This window comes from Streptomyces sp. NPDC052052 (genome assembly GCF_040680455.1).
Lineage (GTDB): Bacteria > Actinomycetota > Actinomycetes > Streptomycetales > Streptomycetaceae > Streptomyces.
In genome coordinates this window covers 66,481-83,114 of the sequence record NZ_JBFAWU010000022.1, presented here as the reverse complement: position 1 = coordinate 83,114, position 16,634 = coordinate 66,481, and the positions used below count along the sequence as shown (strand labels likewise).

Annotated in this window: 20 protein-coding genes; 12 read left to right on the top strand and 8 right to left on the bottom strand. The window is 70.8% G+C overall.

Annotated elements, in window-relative coordinates; genetic code table 11:
* Nucleotides 1–4 precede the first annotated feature (4 nt).
* Nucleotides 5–649 carry a dihydrofolate reductase family protein gene (locus AB0L71_RS24880; RefSeq protein WP_365246891.1) on the bottom strand — a complete coding sequence of 215 codons (645 nt, stop codon included), beginning with the start codon at nt 647–649 and terminating at the stop codon, nt 5–7.
* 122 nt (nt 650–771) lie between these two features.
* Between AB0L71_RS24880 and AB0L71_RS24875 the strand changes: the two genes are divergently transcribed.
* Complete coding sequence (locus AB0L71_RS24875; protein WP_365246889.1) at nt 772–1,518, top strand: class I SAM-dependent methyltransferase; 747 nt, start codon at nt 772–774, stop codon at nt 1,516–1,518.
* Between the two features lie 169 nt (nt 1,519–1,687).
* On the opposite strand, the gene AB0L71_RS24870 is transcribed toward AB0L71_RS24875, so the two are convergent.
* The 6 genes from AB0L71_RS24870 to AB0L71_RS24845 all read right to left on the bottom strand — a co-directional run bounded on the left by AB0L71_RS24870 (nt 1,688) and on the right by AB0L71_RS24845 (nt 7,286).
* On the bottom strand, nt 1,688–3,109 hold the full coding sequence (locus AB0L71_RS24870) for a HAMP domain-containing sensor histidine kinase (RefSeq protein WP_365246887.1): 1,422 nt from the start codon (nt 3,107–3,109) through the stop codon (nt 1,688–1,690).
* Nucleotides 3,106–3,837: a response regulator transcription factor gene (locus AB0L71_RS24865; protein ID WP_365246885.1), complete on the bottom strand. Its 732-nt coding sequence runs from the start codon at nt 3,835–3,837 to the stop codon at nt 3,106–3,108. The genes AB0L71_RS24870 and AB0L71_RS24865 overlap by 4 nt, the downstream gene beginning before the upstream one ends.
* Nucleotides 3,838–3,879: 42 nt before the next feature.
* Entirely contained in the window at nt 3,880–4,056 is a 177-nt protein-coding gene (locus tag AB0L71_RS24860) for a hypothetical protein (RefSeq protein WP_365246883.1), read from the bottom strand.
* A gap of 10 nt (nt 4,057–4,066) precedes the next feature.
* Nucleotides 4,067–5,179, bottom strand: coding sequence for a trypsin-like peptidase domain-containing protein (locus AB0L71_RS24855; RefSeq protein ID WP_365246881.1), 1,113 nt, complete (start codon nt 5,177–5,179; stop codon nt 4,067–4,069).
* 191 nt (nt 5,180–5,370) lie between these two features.
* Nucleotides 5,371–6,393, bottom strand: coding sequence for a LacI family DNA-binding transcriptional regulator (locus AB0L71_RS24850; RefSeq protein ID WP_365246879.1), 1,023 nt, complete (start codon nt 6,391–6,393; stop codon nt 5,371–5,373).
* 68 nt (nt 6,394–6,461) lie between these two features.
* The gene (locus tag AB0L71_RS24845) at nt 6,462–7,286 is read right to left on the bottom strand and encodes a response regulator transcription factor (protein WP_365246877.1); all 825 of its coding nucleotides are present in this window, start codon (nt 7,284–7,286) and stop codon (nt 6,462–6,464) included.
* A 389-nt stretch (nt 7,287–7,675) separates the two neighbouring features.
* Here AB0L71_RS24845 and AB0L71_RS24840 point away from each other — a divergent pair, with 389 nt between their 5' ends.
* The 8 genes from AB0L71_RS24840 to AB0L71_RS24805 all read left to right on the top strand — a co-directional run bounded on the left by AB0L71_RS24840 (nt 7,676) and on the right by AB0L71_RS24805 (nt 13,260).
* Entirely contained in the window at nt 7,676–8,497 is an 822-nt protein-coding gene (locus AB0L71_RS24840) for an alpha/beta fold hydrolase (RefSeq protein WP_365246991.1), read from the top strand.
* Between the two features lie 41 nt (nt 8,498–8,538).
* Nucleotides 8,539–8,793: a MoaD/ThiS family protein gene (locus AB0L71_RS24835; RefSeq protein ID WP_267004405.1), complete on the top strand. Its 255-nt coding sequence runs from the start codon at nt 8,539–8,541 to the stop codon at nt 8,791–8,793.
* A 10-nt stretch (nt 8,794–8,803) separates the two neighbouring features.
* A complete protein-coding gene (locus tag AB0L71_RS24830; protein ID WP_365246875.1) occupies nt 8,804–10,360 on the top strand; it encodes a hypothetical protein in 1,557 nt (518 codons plus the stop codon).
* Between the two features lie 136 nt (nt 10,361–10,496).
* On the top strand, nt 10,497–11,159 hold the full coding sequence (locus AB0L71_RS24825) for a DUF2993 domain-containing protein (protein WP_365246873.1): 663 nt from the start codon (nt 10,497–10,499) through the stop codon (nt 11,157–11,159).
* Between the two features lie 222 nt (nt 11,160–11,381).
* The gene (locus tag AB0L71_RS24820; RefSeq protein ID WP_365246871.1) at nt 11,382–11,489 is read left to right on the top strand and encodes a putative leader peptide; all 108 of its coding nucleotides are present in this window, start codon (nt 11,382–11,384) and stop codon (nt 11,487–11,489) included.
* A gap of 152 nt (nt 11,490–11,641) precedes the next feature.
* A complete protein-coding gene (locus AB0L71_RS24815; protein ID WP_365246869.1) occupies nt 11,642–12,487 on the top strand; it encodes a sulfurtransferase in 846 nt (281 codons plus the stop codon).
* A 49-nt stretch (nt 12,488–12,536) separates the two neighbouring features.
* A complete protein-coding gene (locus AB0L71_RS24810; protein WP_040023707.1) occupies nt 12,537–12,824 on the top strand; it encodes a DUF1416 domain-containing protein in 288 nt (95 codons plus the stop codon).
* Between the two features lie 178 nt (nt 12,825–13,002).
* Entirely contained in the window at nt 13,003–13,260 is a 258-nt protein-coding gene (locus tag AB0L71_RS24805) for a DUF3099 domain-containing protein (protein ID WP_365246867.1), read from the top strand.
* A 21-nt stretch (nt 13,261–13,281) separates the two neighbouring features.
* Here the strand turns inward: AB0L71_RS24805 and AB0L71_RS24800 are convergent, their stop codons facing one another.
* Nucleotides 13,282–13,644 (bottom strand): DsrE family protein, encoded by a 363-nt coding sequence (locus AB0L71_RS24800; RefSeq protein ID WP_365246865.1) that lies wholly within the window; start codon nt 13,642–13,644, stop codon nt 13,282–13,284.
* A 408-nt stretch (nt 13,645–14,052) separates the two neighbouring features.
* Between AB0L71_RS24800 and AB0L71_RS24795 the strand changes: the two genes are divergently transcribed.
* The 3 genes from AB0L71_RS24795 to AB0L71_RS24785 are packed head-to-tail and all read left to right on the top strand — an operon-like array spanning nt 14,053 to nt 16,540.
* On the top strand, nt 14,053–14,784 hold the full coding sequence (locus tag AB0L71_RS24795) for a hypothetical protein (RefSeq protein ID WP_365246863.1): 732 nt from the start codon (nt 14,053–14,055) through the stop codon (nt 14,782–14,784).
* Nucleotides 14,781–15,626, top strand: coding sequence for a hypothetical protein (locus AB0L71_RS24790; protein WP_365246862.1), 846 nt, complete (start codon nt 14,781–14,783; stop codon nt 15,624–15,626). The genes AB0L71_RS24795 and AB0L71_RS24790 overlap by 4 nt, the downstream gene beginning before the upstream one ends.
* Nucleotides 15,623–16,540 (top strand): hypothetical protein, encoded by a 918-nt coding sequence (locus AB0L71_RS24785; protein ID WP_365246860.1) that lies wholly within the window; start codon nt 15,623–15,625, stop codon nt 16,538–16,540. Before AB0L71_RS24790 ends, AB0L71_RS24785 begins: the two co-directional genes overlap by 4 nt.
* Nucleotides 16,541–16,634 lie beyond the last annotated feature (94 nt).

Genomic DNA, 16,634 nt, shown 5'->3' with positions numbered 1-16,634 from the left:
CCGGTCACTTCCGCCAGAACAAGTGGTGCGTCACGCCGCTCGGGCTGGGCACGACCTCCAGGTGGAACCGGTCGAGCAGCTCCTCGGGTGACTCCCACAGGCGCAGCCCGGTCCCGAGCTTCACCGGCGAGACCGCCACATGCAGGGTGTCGACGAGGTCGGCATCGAGGAACTCCCGGACGGTGGTGACCCCGCCGCCGAGCCGGACGTCCTTGCCCTGCGCCGCCTCCCGGGCCTGCTTGAGGACCGTGGCCGGGTCGCCGTCGACGAAGTGGAACGTGGTGTCGGAGAGCCTGATCGACGGACGCTTGTGGTGGGTCAGGACGAACACCGGGGTGTGGAACGGAGGCTCGTCACCCCACCACCCGCGCCACTCGTGATCCTGCCAAGGACCGCGCTGGGGACCGAACTTGTTGCGCCCCATGATCTCGGCACCGATGTTGCGTGCGAAGTCCCGGGTGAGGTAGTCGTCGAGGCCCCGGCTGCCCCCGGGATCGGTGCGCATGGGCCAGCTCGCTGTGGCACCAGCCCAGGAGAACAGCCTCTCGGGTTGGACGTGGCCGAACGGATTCTCCAGGGTCTGGTCCTCACCGGCCCCGATACCGTCACTTGAGACAGAGAAGTTCTGAACTCTCAAGAGCTGAGCCATGTGTTCCTCCGATGTTGTCGGACAACGATGGTGAGACTTCCCGGGTCGGGGGAACTCATCGCCGCTTCCGCGATCGCGGTAAAGCACTGCGTCAGGCGGCTTCGGTTGCCGAGGATGGCACCATGACGACCACCTCACAGGCCCGTTCCTTCGACCAGGCCGCCGTCAACTATGCCGCACACCGCCCTTCTTACCCGCCCGATCTGATCGATGCCGTCGAAGAACTTGCCGACCGCCCCCTCAGGGGCGCTCGGGTCGCTGACATCGGTGCCGGTACCGGACTGGCGACCGCCCTCCTCCATGCCCGTGGTGCACGCGTCATCGCGGTGGAACCCGGCCAAGGAATGGCCTCCCAGTTCCGCCTCGGGCTGCCCGAGGTCCCTCTTGTGCTCGGGGATGGCAACAACCTGCCACTGGCCTCCGGGGCGATCGACATCCTCACCTATGCCCAGGCCTGGCACTGGACGGACCAGCGCAGATCCGTCCCGGAAGCACTCCGTGTGCTTCGCCCCGGGGGTGCGCTCGCCCTCTGGTGGAACGACTCGGACAGCACGGTCTCCTGGATAGCCGACCAGGACGCTCGCCTTCGGCGTCTCTTCGGCGCCGACGACAGCGAACCCGATCCGATGGCCCGATTCCGCGGACTGCCAACCGAACTCGACTTCGCGACCCGCCAGGTGCGGTGGACCCGGACCGTCCCACTCGATACACATCTCGCGAACCTCGCCAGCTACTCCGACTTCCTGATGCTCGGGGAGAAGGGCACCAAGACGTTCCTGGATGCGGAGCGAGACCTGCTGACCTGCCTCTTTCCCCACGGGACGGTGGAGGAGCGCTACGTCGTCAGTCTGGCTGTTGCTCGCTGCTGACGCGCACTGCGGCGGGGAGCAGTTCCCTTGTCCACACCTGCTGCTTGCGTTTCTTTCGAATTGCGCGATGCTCGGGCACCGGGTTGCGCCGCAGTCCGCTGCCGAGTTCCGTCGTCGGCTCTGATCCCTGCCGGGTCGGGCCCGGAGCGCGGCGCAGCCCGCCCCCGCCTCAGTGTTCCGGGGGCAGCTGCGGTGCTCCCGGCAGGCGGATCGACGCGATCGTGCCGTCGCCCTCCGCCGGGCGCAGGTCGACCTCGCCGCCCGCCTGCTGGATGGTGCGGGCGACGATCGACAGGCCGAGGCCGGAGCCGGGGAGCTGGCGGGCGGACGGGGAGCGCCAGAAACGTTCGAAGACGTGGGGGAGGTCCTCCGCGGGGATGCCGGGGCCGTGGTCCCGTACGGTCAGTTCGCCGTTCCGCAGCTCGACCTCGATCGAGCCGCCGGGCGGGCTGAACTTGACCGCGTTGTCCAGGATGTTGACCACGGCCCGCTCCAGTGCCGCCGGTTCGGCCCGTACGTACCAGGGGGTGAGGTCGGCCCTGATCGTCAGTTCGGGGCCGCGCAGGCGGGCCCGTTCCAGGGCCGCGTCCGCGATGTCGTGCAGGCCGACGACCTGAAGGGGGCCGGGGCTCGCCGCGTCGGGGCGGGACAGTTCCTGGAGGTCGCCGATGAGCGAGGCCAGTTCGGTCATCTGTGCCTTGACCGAGGTCATCAGGGCCCGGCGGTCGTCCGGCGGGATGGCCCGGCCGGTGGCGTCGCTGCGGGCGAGGAGCTCGATATTGGTACGGAGGGACGTCAGCGGGGTGCGCAGTTCGTGACCCGCGTCGGCGATGAGCTGGGCCTGGCGGTCGCGGGAGCTGGCGAGGGAGGCGGTCATGGTGTTGAAGGAGCGGGACAGCCGCGCGATCTCGTCCTCGCCCTCCACCGGGATGCGGATGGTGAGGTCCTCGGTGCGGGCGACGTGTTCGACGGCCTCGGTGAGTTCGTCGACGGGGCGCAGGCCGGAACGGGCGATCCACAGGCCGGCCGCTCCGGCGCCGATGACGCCGATACCGGAGACGACCAGCAACACCCAGGCGAGGGTGGAGAGAGGCTTGTCGACCTCGCTCAGCGGACGGGCGATGGAGACGGCGATCTGGCCCGACGTCCCACCGCTCGGGGGCGTGGCCCGCCTCAGCGAGTACGTGTAGACGCGCATCCGCGTCCCGTCCTCGGCCTTCGTCGAGTGCAGGGCGTAGGGCTTTCGCCCGTCGGCCACCGCGATGTCGGCGGAGCTCACGGAGAGCACCGACGCGTTCGGCTCGATGCACACGGTGCCACGGGAGTCGACGAGCTGAACGGTGTACCCGGTGAACGACGGGGGCAGCACCGAGCTGGTGCCGCGGCAGTAGTTGTACAGCCCCGACAGGTACCTCTCATCGACCTGGGAGCTGCGCAGCGAGTTGTCCAACTGCCGGTCCAGCTGTGTCTTCGTCACGACCCAGCAGGCGGCCGCGACCGCCGCCACCGCGACCGCCACCGCCGCCGCCACCAGCAGGGCGAGGCGGGAGCGCAGCGGCAGGGCGCGCAGCTGTTTCAGGGGCCTGGTCATCCGTCACCGCCGCCGGAGCGGAGTGCGTAGCCGACGCCCCGCACCGTGTGCACGAGTCGCGGTTCGCCGCCCGCTTCCGTCTTGCGGCGCAGGTACATCACGTACACGTCCAGGGAGTTGGAGCTCGGTTCGAAGTCGAAGCCCCATACCGCCTTGAGGATCTGCTCGCGGGTCAGCACCTGCCGGGGGTGGGCCAGGAACATCTCCATCAGGGTGAACTCGGTACGGGTCAGCTCGACCCGGCGGGTCCCCCGGGTGACCTCGCGGGTGGCCAGGTTCATCCGCAGGTCGGCGAAGGACAGCACCTGGTCGTCGACGGTGCTGCCGCCCGCCGGGGCGGCGTAGGAGCTGCGGCGCAGCAGGGCCCGTATACGGGCGAAGAGCTCGTCCAGTTCGAAGGGCTTGACGAGGTAGTCGTCGGCGCCCGCGTCGAGACCGGTGACCCGGTCGCCGACGGTGTCGCGGGCGGTGAGCATCAGGATGGGGGTGGTGGTGCCCGCGGAGCGGAGCCGACGGGCCGCCGTCAGCCCGTCCATCCGCGGCATCTGGATGTCGAGGACGATGAGGTCGGGGGCGTACGTCTCCGCCCTGGCGAGGGCGTCGAGGCCGTCGACGGCGACCTCGGTGCCGTACCCCTCGAACGCGAGACTGCGTTGCAGGGCCTCGCGCACGGCGGGCTCGTCGTCGACGATCAGGATGCGTTGCGGATCGTCTTCGGCGGCACTCATCGCTTGGTTCCTCTTCTCGTTCCGGGCGTCCGGGGGCTGCTTTCAGCCTCGCACGGCCGCGGCCCGGCGTCGCGCGGCTCGGCGTCTGCGGCTCGTGGAGGTGCGGACCTCGGGGGTGCGGGAGGTCCCGGCGTCCGGTCCGGCCGACCCTTGCGCGAGGAGGGCGAGCGGGAGGGCCAGGTCGGCCGGACCGGTGGGGGTGTGTGCGGGGTGGTGCATGGCTGTCTCCTCAGGAGCCGTTGCCGGCCCGCAGGGTGTCGAGGTCGGCCTTGAGCGTGTTCACCGGGATCGCGAAGCCGAGGCCCACGCTGCCCGCGCTGCTTGAGCTGCTGGATGAACTCGCCGAGTACATGGCGGAGTTGATGCCGATGATCTCGCCGTTCATGTTGATCAGCGCGCCGCCGGAGTTACCGGGGTTGAGGGAGGCGTCGGTCTGGATGGCCTTGTACGTGGTGGTGGAGCTGCCGGTGTCGCCGTTGAACTGCTGACCGCCGAACTCGAACGGCCACTGCTGGCTGTTGCCCTGTCCGTACTGGTCCTGGCTCTGGCTCTGGTCGGTGTCGTCGTCCTTGGCGACGGTGACATCGCGGTTGAGGGCGGAGACGATGCCGCTGGTGACGGTGCCGGTGAGGCCCTCGGGGGAGCCGATCGCGACGACCTGGTCGCCGACCGCGACCGCGGAGGAGTCACCCAGCGTGGCCGTCTTCAGCCCGCTCGCGCCCTGGAGCTTGATGAGCGCGAGGTCCTTGTCGGCGTCGGTGCCGACGACGTCGGCGGTGTACGACTTACCGGTGCTGAGCGTCACCTTGATCGACGAGGCGCCGGAGATGACGTGGTTGTTGGTGACGACCTCGCCGTCGGATGTGATGATCACGCCGGACCCGGTGGACTCGCCCGAGGTCGAGGTCGCGCTGATCTCGACGATCATCGGCGAGACGGCCTTGGCGACACCGGAGACGGTGCCCTTGCTGCTCTGCGAGACGGTGGTGCCGGGGATGATGCTGCTCGTGCTGTTCGAGCCGTTGCCGGTGAGTTCGGCGATGGCGGTGGCGGTGCCGCCGCCGACGACCGCTGCCGCGATCGCCACGGCCGCGAGGAGGGCCACCGGGCGCTTGACCCGGCGCCGGGGTGCGGCGGGTTCGGGGGCCGGCTGGGGGAGGGCGGCGCCGTAGCCGCCGTCTCCGCCGCCGTGGCTGCCGCCGCCCGGCCACACCATGGTTCCGGGGGCCGTCATGATCGGCTGCTCGGGCTGGTAGGACGGCGGTGGCGGGTAGGACGCGTCACCGTTGCCGTACGAGGGGTACATCGGGTACTCGCCGCTCGGGCGCTGGCTCTCTGTCATACCCAAGAGCCTGTCCGCCGAATATGAGAGAAGCCTGAGCCGGTGCTGAGAAGCCCGGCAGAACCTTGTATGCCCCATATAAGGGGGCGGCGGAAGGGTGCGCGCGACGGGAACGCGCGTGCGAGGCGAGGGGGCCCGCGTGGGACGGGAGCGCGGTACCCGGCCGCGTGGGGCCGACCCGCCGCGCCCGGTCAGCCGCAGCCGCAGGAGCGCCGGATCACCAGCGCCGACGGGAACTGCTTCAGCCGCTCCCGACGCGATCCCGCCACCCGCAGCGAGTCGTCGAGCACCAGGTCCACGGCCGCCCGTGCCATCGCCGGGCGGTCCGAGGAGACCGTCGTCAGCGGCGGATCGGTCAGTCCGGCTTCCTTCACGTCGTCGAAGCCCGCCACGGCGAGTTCCCCGGGAACATCGATCCGCAGTTCACGTGCGGCCCGCAGCACCCCGATGGCCTGGTCGTCCGTGGAGCAGAAGATCGCCGGCGGCCTGTTCGGCCCCGCGAGCAGCTTCAGTGCCACCTGGTAGGCGTCGTAACGGTTGTACGGAGCCTGGAAGAGGAGGCCCTCCGTCGAGCGGCCCGACTCGTGCATCGCGCGCCGCCAGCCCTCGACATGGTCGGCGACCGGGTCGCCGACCGCCGGGGTCGACTCCATGCCGCCGAGGCACGCCACGTACGCGTTGCCGTGCTCCAGCAGGTGGCGGGTGGCGAGCTGGGCGCCGCCGATGTCGTCCGTGACGACCGCGACGTCATCGATCGCCTCGGGCCGCTCGTGCAGCAGCACGACCCGGGCGTCCCATGCGTCGATCTCGGCCGCGGCCCGTTCGCTCGGGCCCTGGCTGACCAGGATCAGTCCGGAGACCCGCATCCCGAGGAAGGCCCGCAGATAGTGGACCTCGCGCTCGTCGCGGTAGTCGGAGTTGCCGACGAGCACCATCTTTCCGCGCTCGGCCGCGGCCTGTTCGACCGCGTGTGCCATCTCCGCGAAGAACGGCTGCCGGGCGTCCGGCACGATCATGCCTATGAGGTCGGTCCGCCGCGAGGCCATGGCCTGGGCGACCCGGTCGGGCCGGTAGCCCAGCTCCTTGATCGCGGCGAGTACCCGCTCGCGCGTGGCCGGGGCGACCGGCCGGGGTCCATTGTTGATGACATAGCTGACGACGGCGGTGGACGTACCCGCCAGTCGTGCCACATCGTCCCGCGTCACCTTGGCCACGCGCGGCAGTCTACGCGGATGGACCGGAGGGTCGGCAGGCGGATCCGGGCGGATCCGCCTGCCGACCGCTACCGGTTGACGGGCCGCGCCTGGGCGGTTTCCTTCGTGGCCCCGGCCGGCGTCGGCTCCTCGGGGCGGGCGGCGGGTGCGGCGGACGCCTGTTCGGCGTCCTGTGCCGCCTGTCCGGCCTGTGCCTTCGCCTCCTCGGCGGCCCGGTCCACCTTCTCCGGTGTGACGAAGCGGTAGCCGACGTTGCGGACCGTGCCGATCAGCGACTCGTGCTCGGGGCCGAGCTTGGCGCGCAGCCGCCGCACATGGACGTCGACCGTCCGGGTACCGCCGAAGTAGTCATAGCCCCAGACCTCCTGGAGCAGCTGGGCGCGGGTGAAGACCCGGCCGGGGTGCTGCGCCAGATATTTGAGGAGTTCGAATTCCTTGAAGGTCAGGTCCAGGACCCGGCCCTTGAGTTTCGCGCTGTACGTGGCCTCGTCGACGGACAGATCGCCGTTGCGGATCTCCATCGGGGAGTCGTCGACGCCGATCTGCTGCCGGCCCGTGGCCAGCCGCAGCCGCGCCTCGACCTCGGCGGGTCCGGCCGTGTCCAGCAGTACGTCGTCGATGCCCCAGTCGGCGGTGACGGCCGCGAGACCGCCCTCCGTCACGACGAGGATCAGCGGACAGCCCGGTCCGGTGGACCGCAGCAGCTGGCACAGCGACCGCACCTGCGGCAGGTCGCGGCGGCCGTCGATCAGGATGATGTCGGCACCGGGGGTGTCGACGAGGGCGGGGCCTTCGGCCGGTGCCACCCGCACGCTGTGCAGCAGGAGACCGAGGGCCGGAAGCACCTCCGTCGACGGTTGAAGGGCATTCGTCAGGAGCAGCAGTGAACTCATCGCGGCCCACCTGCCCGGGTCATCGGTCGAGGGTCGTGCACGGTTCGCTCGCTCATTACGTCGGTCCTCCTCGTTCCCTGCGAGAGGGGCACTCCCGGGCGTGGGACCCGGGGGAGTATGCGGCACTTCTTCGTACGTTTCGTGCTGGCTTTCGCCCTGCTTCCCGCGCGACATTCGTCATACGGGATTTACGCTGCGGTCCCGCGCCCTGGGACCGCTGAGCTTGTGGAAACGTCGCCGTAACAAGGCTCGGAAACCACAAAAGGACCCGGGGGCTGCTTTGCCCGGATCCTCTTCCCAGCACAATAGCTCACATGAGTTCAGTGTCCGAGGGGCGATTTCGCAGTTCCTCTGTTCCTTTGATCACGCCAGGCCCCCGGCGCACCACGTTGCGGACCGATGACGGGATCCCCGTCGAGGCGGTGTACGAGCCGTGTACGGCGGATGTCGGGGCCGCCGCGGAAACATCCTCCGACCGTGCCGCGATCGTGATCGCGCACGGTTTCACCGGATCGGTGGACCGGCCCGCGGTGCGCCGTGCGGCTGGGGTGTTCGCCCGGCACGCGGCCGTGATCACCTTCTCCTTCCGGGGGCACGGCGCCTCCGGCGGGCGGTCGACGGTGGGCGACCGCGAGGTGCTGGACCTGGCGGCCGCGGTGCGATGGGCGCGTGCGCTCGGGCACCGGCGGGTCGTGACCGTGGGGTTCTCGATGGGCGGTTCCGTGGTGCTGCGGCACGGGGCGCTGTATACGGCCCCGACGGCGTCCGGCACGGCAGCCGCTGAGGCCGCGGGGCGTGCGGGACAGGACGAGGCGGGCGCTCCGGCGCACGCGGACGCGGTGGTGGCGGTGAGTGCGCCCGCCCGCTGGTACTACCGGGGCACGGCCCCGATGCGCCGTCTGCACTGGCTGGTCACCCGGCCCACGGGCCGTCTGGTCGGCCGGTACGGGTTCGGTACCCGGATCGACCGCAAGGAGTGGAACCCGGTGCCGCTCTCGCCGGTCGAGGCGGCCGGGCTGATAGCCCCCGCCCCGCTGCTGATCGTGCACGGGGACCAGGACCCGTACTTCCCGCTGGACCACCCCCGGATGCTGGCCGACGCCGCGGGCGACGGCGGCGAGCTGTGGCTGGAACACGGCATGGGCCATGCCGAGAACGCCGCGGACGAGAGCCTGCTCGGTCGTATCGGCGACTGGGCGACGGCGCCGTGACTCATCATGGACAGCTGACGCGAGACGAGAGGAGCGCCGTCATGCCTGCGGGAACGATCCGCTACTGGGCCGCGGCCAAGGCCGCCGCCGGGACCGCGGAGGAGCCGTACGCGGCCGCGACCCTCGCCGAAGCGCTCGACGCGGTGCGCGAGCGGCACCCCGGTGAGCTCACCCGAGTGCTGCAAAGGTGCTCGTTCCTCATCGACGGTGATCCCGTGGGGACCCGCGGGCATGAGACCGTACGCCTTGCCGAGGGCGGCACGGTCGAGGTGCTCCCGCCGTTCGCAGGAGGGTGAACCGCAGCACATGAGCAGCAACGATCAGCAGCATCCGTACGGACAGGACCCGGGCCACGGGTACGGGCACGACCCGGCGGACGGGCGGGAGCCGCAGCCCGCGCAGGGGCACGGGCAGGAACCGTACGGGCAGCAGGCGTACGGGCAGCAGGCGTACGGACAGCAGACGTACGGCGACCCGTCCTACGGCGGGCAGCAGGCGTACGGGCAGCAGGTCCACGGCGACCCCTCCTACGGCGCACAGTCCTACGGCGGGCAGCCGTACACGCCGCAACAGCAGCAGCCGTACGCGCCGCAACAGCAGGCGTACGGGCAGCAGGTCCACGGCGACCCCTCCCACGGCGCGCAGCCTTACGGCGACCCGCAGCCTTACGGCGACCCGTCGCCCTACGGCGGGCAGGCGTACGGGCAGCAGGCCCCGTACCCGGACCCGTACCAGGCCTCGCACGGCAGGTACGACCCGCAGCAGGCGCCCGGGGCGACCCCGGTGACCGCGTGGCCAGCCGGGCCCGCGCAGGAGCCCGCTGCCGGCGCCGGCCACGGCCCGCAGGACCCCGCTGTCGCGCAGACGTGGGAGGGCCGGACCTGGGACACCCAGTACCAGCCGGCCGTCCAGTCCGCCCGGCCGGTCGGGCAGCCCGGTCCGGACGCCGCCCGAACCGGCTCTCCGCAGCCGCCGTCGGGGGCGTCCGGTTCCTACCCGCTGCCTCCCGAGGCCCCGGTCGCGCCCGTCGGCGAGGACCACTCCGCCCCCGGGCCCGCGCTCGACGACACCGGGTACGGCCCGCCCACCACCGTCGGCAACAGCCGCGTCACCGATGCCCAGCGCGCCCGCGCCGAGGGCCGCTCGCCGATCATCGCGCCGGGCATGCAGCCCGCCGGGATCACCGCGGCGCTCGGACTGCTGCTCGCCGTCGGTGCCGCGATCGGTTCGTACGCCCTGGTCGTGCCCCTGGTGCTGCTCCAGGCCGTGACCGCGGCGGGCTGGTTCCGGCTCAACGGCATGTGGCCGGCCCGGCAGGGCATCGCGCTCGCCTTCGCCGGCGGGTTCGTCGCCGACGTCGCCCTGCTCGCCGCGGGCCGTGAGAACGGGCCGGCCGCCATCCTCGGCACCCTGGGCATCTGGGTGCTGCTCACCGTGGTCCTCCAGCTGCGCAGCCGGGCGAGCGCCGACGAGCGGATGCAGGGGCTGATGGCCACCGTCGCATCGGCCGCGCTCGCCGTGCTGGCCGCCGGACACCTCGCGGCGGTCCCGGACGCGGTGACGGTGGGCGGGGTGGCCGTCGCGGTCGCGGTGCTCGTCCGCGCGCTGCCGCTGACCGGTCCGGCCTCGGTCGTGGTGGCACTGCTCGTCGCCACGGGTGCCGGTGCCGCGACGGGGACGCTCACCGACTTCGGGGCGCAGGCCGCGCTGCTCGGGTTCGCGGCGGGCGGGTGCGCGCTGATCGGGCTGCGGGTGGCGAGTTACGACTACCCGTCGCGGTTCGTCCACATGACAGCCGGTGTGGCGCTGCCGCTCACCGCCGCGGCCCCTGCCGTGTATCTGATCGGGCGCCTGCTCGGGTAGCCCCGCTCACACCCCCTCCCGGGAACCGCAGGAGGGCGGCCGCTCGTCGATCACCTCGGGCGTGTCTGTGCATCCACCGTGGGCGCACGGGCACCGGAGGGCCGTCGGCCGAACGCTGGGTGGGGGAAGAGCGGGCATGCGTGCACTGCGAATACTGCTGGTCGTCGCCGTCGACCGGGTGGCGGTGTGGTTCGCCGAGTCGGAGGTCGAGGGGCGGGTCCAGGTCACCGGCGCCACGATCGGTTCGACGGACGTCTCCATCAAGGGATTCCCGTTCCTGACGCAGGTCGCCGGCTCGCAGCTGGACGAGGTCGACGTCGAGATCACCGGCATCGAGACCGACAGCAACGGCCGCAGGATCCGGATCAGCCGGATGAACGCCGCGCTGCACGAGGTGAGGCTGGCCGACGGCTACTCCAGCGCCACCGCCGCACGGGCCACTGGCACCGTCCTCATCTCGTACGAGGACCTGACGCAGGCCGCCGGCGAGGGCGTCGTCGTCGCGTACGGCGGGGACGGCAAGGTGAAGGTGACCGGCACGGTCGACGTCCTCGGCAACCCGCTCTCGCGCAGTGTCCGCTCCACCGTGACCCTGGTCGACGGGCACATCCTGAAGGTGCGTGCGGACAAGGTGCCGGGCGAGGGCATCCCGGGGCTGGAGGGCCTGGTGCGCAAGAAGACCGACTTCGAGCGGGAGGTCGGGGGCCTTCCGAGCGGGCTGGAGCTGAAGGAGATCCGGCCGACCGCCGAGGGCGTGGAGATATCGGTCGTGGGCAAGGACGTGCGGCTCGCCGGATAGCCTCCCGCCGCGAGTGCCGCGAGCGGACCGGGCCCCGGCACCCCTGTGCACCACATAGTGAGACGGACGCGTCCGGTCCGTAGATGGCACGGGTGTTCCAGTGGTGGGGGACGGGTACGAGGGATGACGCAATCGCGGGAGTGTCTCGCATCGCGGACGATCGCGTCTCACCATTCGAAAGGGCGGTGACATGTCCGCCCGTACCTCCCTACGATCGGTCCCATGCAGTGCTCCATGGGCGGTCTCCCACAGCGGGGACGGGCGAATCTCACGAAACGGCGGGCAGTCGACCTGTGCCGTGTCGCCGCCATGCTCTGTCGCACTGTCTGAGCGGAGCCTTCGGCCTCCCGCTTTCCTCGCCGGCCCTTCGACCGATGTCCGGGCCCCTTCCGATCGCCTGTGCACGTGTGCCGCGCACCTTGCGCCGCCGTACATCCGCATCACGCACCATCTCGCCGCAAACTGCCCCGGAGGAGAACAGAATGAGCCGCAGTGACGTCCTGGTAGACGCCGACTGGGTCGAGGCCCACATCGACGACCCGCAGGTCGCGCTCGTCGAGGTCGACGAGGACACCTCGGCCTACGAGAAGAACCACATCAAGAACGCGATCCGGATCGACTGGACCAAGGACCTCCAGGACCCGGTCCGCCGTGACTTCATCGACCAGGCCGGCTTCGAGAAGCTGCTGTCCGAGAAGGGCATCGGCAACGACACCACCGTGGTGCTGTACGGCGGCAACAACAACTGGTTCGCGTCCTACGCGTTCTGGTACTTCAAGCTCTACGGCCACCAGGACGTCCGGCTCCTCGACGGCGGCCGCAAGAAGTGGGAGCTCGACTCCCGCGACCTGGTCGACGGCGACCAAATCCCGTCCCGCCCGGCCACCGAGTACCAGGCCAAGCCGCAGGACGAGTCGATCCGCGCCTACCGCGACGACGTCGTGAAGGCGATCGGCAACCTCAACCTGGTCGACGTGCGTTCGCCCGACGAGTTCAGCGGCAAGCTGCTCGCCCCGGCGCACCTCCCGCAGGAGCAGTCCCAGCGCCCCGGCCACGTGCCGGGCGCCCGCAACATCCCGTGGTCGAAGAACGCCAACGACGACGGCACCTTCAAGTCGGACGACGAGCTCCGGGCCCTGTACGAGGGCGAGCAGGTCGACCTGTCGAAGGACACCATCGCGTACTGCCGCATCGGCGAGCGCTCCGCGCTCACCTGGTTCGTGCTGCACGAGCTGCTCGGCCAGGAGAACGTCAAGAACTACGACGGTTCGTGGACCGAGTACGGCTCCCTCGTGGGCGTGCCGATCGAGCTCGGCGCCAACAAGTAACTCCGCACGATCCGGACCAGCACGACCCTCGACCAGAAGGACAGAGAACATGTGTGGAGCAAAGGCCGGCGGCCCCGACGCTTCGACCATCAAGCCCGGTGAGACCACCATCCAGGGCAGCGTGACCCGCGACGGCGAGCCCGTCACCGGTTACGTGCGCCTGCTGGACTCGACCGGTGAGTTCACCGCGGAGGTTCCGACCTCGGCGACCGGGCAGTTCCGCTTCTACGCGGCCGAGGGCACGTGGACGGTGCGCGCCCTCGTCCCCGGCGGCACCGCCGACCGCACGGTCGTGGCGCAGACCGGTGGTCTCTCCGAGGTCGCGATCGCCGTCTAGTACCGGTCGCGGCACCAGCGCGCGACAAGAACAGGAACGCTGGAATCCGGTCACCGGACCGGAGTCCCGCGGTCGTCTCACCGGCCGAAGGGTCGTACTCCAGGGGTTGGACGCCTCCTGCGACGGGGTACGGCCCTTCGGTCGTACCCGTGAGCGGCAACGGGCCTACGCTTGATTTATGTACGCCCGACGCCGGCGCGGCTATTTCCTGATGATGGGCGGTTGCATCGTCCTCTTCGTATCGGCGTGGGCCTTTGTCCGGCTGTGGTCGATGCCCGCCGCGATAGCCATGTGCGTCGTCGCCATGGTCATTCCGCCCGTCGCGGCCATGATCGCCAACCGGAGGGGTCCGGAGGACCGCTGGTGGGACGACCCGTCGGGCGATCCTCAGTCCGACGAGTGGTGGGACGAACTCGACGGCAAGAAGCGACACTGAGCGGTGCCCGGCGCGGGCGTGTCAGTAGACGAGGGCCTGTACGCCGTCGGCCATGGCTTCGCTGACGAAGACCTGGGCGCCCGCGATGCGCACCCCCTCCAGGACGTCCTGTTCGGTGATGTCGCGACGGGCCGCGCACTGGGTGCACAGGGTGATCTGCCCGCCCGCCTGGATCGACTCGATCAGGTCCGGCAGCGGCGCGGCATGCGGCAGTTCGAACTCCGCGGCGCGTCCCGGCAGAGCGAACCAGGATGATTCCCCGGTCAGCCAGAGCGAGACCTCCACACCGCTGGCGACGGCGACCGCGGCCACCGTGAACGCCTGCGAGCAGCGCTCGGCTGCGTCGGCACCGGCAGTCACCTTGATCACGAGCTTCTTCGGCATAGGCCGAACTGTAATCGTCGGGCAGGCAACCAAAGGTCTTCGGCGGCAGTCAGGTGTGTGCGCGGATAACGGAATCAGCGCCTCTGGTCTCGTGGGGGGACCCAATTGGAACCGAAAGACACCATTCCTGACGGGCAGGCCGAGCCGCTCGCCGGGAAGGAGACACCGGCCGGCGCCATGGAGAGACCGCCGGCCGAAGGGACAACGGAACCGTCGCCGGCCGGAGCGGCACCGGAGCCGGTGCCAGTGGGAGGGACACCGGAACCGCCGCCGGCCGAAGGGACACCGGAGCCGCCGCCGGCCGAAGGGACAACGGAGCCGCCGCCGGCCGAACCCGGGCCCCTGGCCCAGCCCGTACCCGAGTCGGCGTCGGCCGAACTTCAGGCCGTACCGGGCGCCGTGCCCGCCGTGAGGCGCCCGCGCGGGCGTACGGCGCTGCTGATCGCCGCCGCCGCGGTGCTCGGCATCGCGGGCGGCACCGCCGTGGGCTACCACGTGCAGGCCGGGCGCGCTCCGACTCCGCTGCCCGCCCTGTCCCAGCCCGATCTGGCGTACCCGGCGAAGGCGCTGCCCGCGGACAAGGTCCCGACTCCGTTGCCTGCCTCCGAGGACCGCCAGGTGAAGACGGACGGCGACCTGCGCAAGCTGCTCGCCGACCCGCCCGCGGGCTGGAACGAGAGCGACACGTCGGCGCTGGGCGGCGGCTGGCTGAGCGTCGACGCCTACGCCCGCTTCTTCGATGACGAGGGCCCGATGTACGAGTACTTCCTGGAGCAGGACATACGCCGGGTCGCGAGCTCCGACTGGACGCGCGGGCAGAACCGCACCGCCGAGACCCATCTCGTGCAGTTCAGCCCAGGACCCCTCAACGCGGCTCAGGATTTCGGCGACGGCCAGCGTGGGTACATGTCCGGGACCGCGTTCGGTGCGGGCAACGACGGAGACCCGATCAAGGGCAGCCACAACGGCCGTTACTACCTTTACGAGGTCGACCGGCAGCCGGGCTACCTGCCCATGTACCGCGCCCGGGCCATCATGTACCAGGGCGACATCATGGTCGACATCAACATCTTCGACACCGCGCCGATCAGCAAGAAGGACATCCGGACGCTGGCCGAACGACAGCTGGAGCGCCTGTGAACGACGTGACCATGCCGCCGACCGCACCGGACGGGAACACCGACGCCGTCGGGGCCGCCATCCCGCTTCCCCCGGCCTCCTCCGGTGGGGCACGCCGGGTGATCGGAAGGGTGCTCCCCGCCGTGCTGGTGGTCGCCGCGATCGCAGGTGCGGCCGTGTACACCAGCAACACGGTGGACGCCGCCGACCGCAGTGCCGGGACCAGGCTCTGGAAGAAGCCCGCGCACAAGCCGGGCAAGGACCCCGCCGGTGAGGTGGCCCGGGGAAGGGCCTCCACCGAGCTCAGCAAGCTGCTGCTGCCGGTGCCGAGCGGCTACCGGCTCGGCCCCGACCTGGGGGAGCTGGGCAACGACGGCGAGCAGAGCGGCGCGAAGGCGACCGCCGCCATGAAGGAGAGCGCCCGTGGTCTCGCGGGCAAGGAGCGCCGGGCCTACGAGAAGAGGATCGACAAACTCCGCATCGAGGGCATCGCCGTCCGTTCCTATACCGCGGACAGCAACGACCTGCTGATCAACACCGAGATGGTGCGGATGAAGGACAAGAAGGCCGTCCAGAACCTCTACACCTTCAGGACGGGCTTCCGGGACTCGATCGGTCTCTTCCGCGAGGGACCGAAGATCAAGGGGCACACCAGGAACGCCCGGTGCTTCGTCCTGCGCGAGGACAGCGAGGACAGCGAGGACAGCGGGGACGCCATCGAGTCGATGGATTGCCTGGCGTACGACGGCGAGCTGAGCATCAGCGTCTCGGCATCCGGTACCAAGCCGTTCGCCCGGTCGGCCGTCGCCGAGCTCCTGAAGGACCAGCTCGACCACATCGCGTCTCCGGGGGAGTACGTATGACCGAGCAGACGGCGGGCGTACCCGCCGAGCCCGCCGAGGCCCTCCCCGCACCGCGGGCAGACGCGTCCACCGCGTGCGTGGAGGCCCTCCCCGCACCGGAGGTGCCCGAGCCTCCGGCAGTCCCACCGATGCCGCTGTTGCCTCCCTCGCAGCCCCGGCCGCCCCGGCGCGTCCTGCGGGCCGTCGCCCGCTGGACCGCTGCCGCCCTCGTCCTCGGAGGTGTGGGCGCCGGTACGGCCTTCGGGATCACTTCCATGGAGCGCACCGACGTGCCCGGTCTGGCCACCGAGCGCGACGGCCGCTGGGACTACCCCGAGCTCAGCCTGCCCGCGCTCCCGGCCGGCTCGCCCCGCCCGTACAGCGACAGCAATCCCAGCGAGGTCCACCACGCCGACCTGCGGGCTCTGCTGCTGCCCGCCCCGGCCGGAGCAACCGAGGACAAGAAGCTCGATGGCGGCTGGGTGAGCACGGAGCAGTACCTCTCCGAGTACGGGAAGGATGAGCGCTCCGAGATCACGCAGACGCTGGAGGAGTCCGCTCCGCGGCATGTCGCCGCCCGCGGCTGGACCATGCCGGACGGCACGTCGACCCGGATCTATCTCGTCCAGTTCAACTCGACGGCCCTCACCCGGTACTTCATCACCTCGATCAACGGCGGCACGACCGCGGCGCCGCTCGTCGAGGCGCCCGAGACGGAGTTCGACGAGGGCTGGGAGGGTGCCGGCAAGGTGGACGGCATCTCCTCGTTCGCGTACCGAGAGGCGAAGCCGTACGGCGAGGCGCAGGTCCGCCACGGTTACCTGGTGGCCGGAGACACGCTCGCCCTCGTCGTCCAGTCCCGCAGGGGCAAGGAGGGCACACCGGCCGTTCCGTTCCACCAGACGCTGATCCTGCAGAACCAGCTGCTGGGCTGACCGGCCGCCGCACGGCTGCTCGGCAAACCCCGGACCGACGGGCCGGGTCCCCACCCATTAGGCTGGGACCCGGCCCTGTACTGCTGCCATACCG

Coding starts and splice junctions, on each gene's coding strand:
- AB0L71_RS24880 (WP_365246891.1), bottom strand. CDS start 649: ATGGCTCAGCTCTTGAGAGTTCAGAACTTCTCTGTCTCAAGTGACGGT.
- AB0L71_RS24875 (WP_365246889.1), top strand. CDS start 772: ATGACGACCACCTCACAGGCCCGTTCCTTCGACCAGGCCGCCGTCAAC.
- AB0L71_RS24870 (WP_365246887.1), bottom strand. CDS start 3,109: ATGACCAGGCCCCTGAAACAGCTGCGCGCCCTGCCGCTGCGCTCCCGC.
- AB0L71_RS24865 (WP_365246885.1), bottom strand. CDS start 3,837: ATGAGTGCCGCCGAAGACGATCCGCAACGCATCCTGATCGTCGACGAC.
- AB0L71_RS24860 (WP_365246883.1), bottom strand. CDS start 4,056: ATGCACCACCCCGCACACACCCCCACCGGTCCGGCCGACCTGGCCCTC.
- AB0L71_RS24855 (WP_365246881.1), bottom strand. CDS start 5,179: ATGACAGAGAGCCAGCGCCCGAGCGGCGAGTACCCGATGTACCCCTCG.
- AB0L71_RS24845 (WP_365246877.1), bottom strand. CDS start 7,286: ATGAGTTCACTGCTGCTCCTGACGAATGCCCTTCAACCGTCGACGGAG.
- AB0L71_RS24835 (WP_267004405.1), top strand. CDS start 8,539: ATGCCTGCGGGAACGATCCGCTACTGGGCCGCGGCCAAGGCCGCCGCC.
- AB0L71_RS24830 (WP_365246875.1), top strand. CDS start 8,804: ATGAGCAGCAACGATCAGCAGCATCCGTACGGACAGGACCCGGGCCAC.
- AB0L71_RS24825 (WP_365246873.1), top strand. CDS start 10,497: ATGCGTGCACTGCGAATACTGCTGGTCGTCGCCGTCGACCGGGTGGCG.
- AB0L71_RS24820 (WP_365246871.1), top strand. CDS start 11,382: ATGCAGTGCTCCATGGGCGGTCTCCCACAGCGGGGACGGGCGAATCTC.
- AB0L71_RS24815 (WP_365246869.1), top strand. CDS start 11,642: ATGAGCCGCAGTGACGTCCTGGTAGACGCCGACTGGGTCGAGGCCCAC.
- AB0L71_RS24810 (WP_040023707.1), top strand. CDS start 12,537: ATGTGTGGAGCAAAGGCCGGCGGCCCCGACGCTTCGACCATCAAGCCC.
- AB0L71_RS24805 (WP_365246867.1), top strand. CDS start 13,003: ATGTACGCCCGACGCCGGCGCGGCTATTTCCTGATGATGGGCGGTTGC.
- AB0L71_RS24800 (WP_365246865.1), bottom strand. CDS start 13,644: ATGCCGAAGAAGCTCGTGATCAAGGTGACTGCCGGTGCCGACGCAGCC.
- AB0L71_RS24785 (WP_365246860.1), top strand. CDS start 15,623: ATGACCGAGCAGACGGCGGGCGTACCCGCCGAGCCCGCCGAGGCCCTC.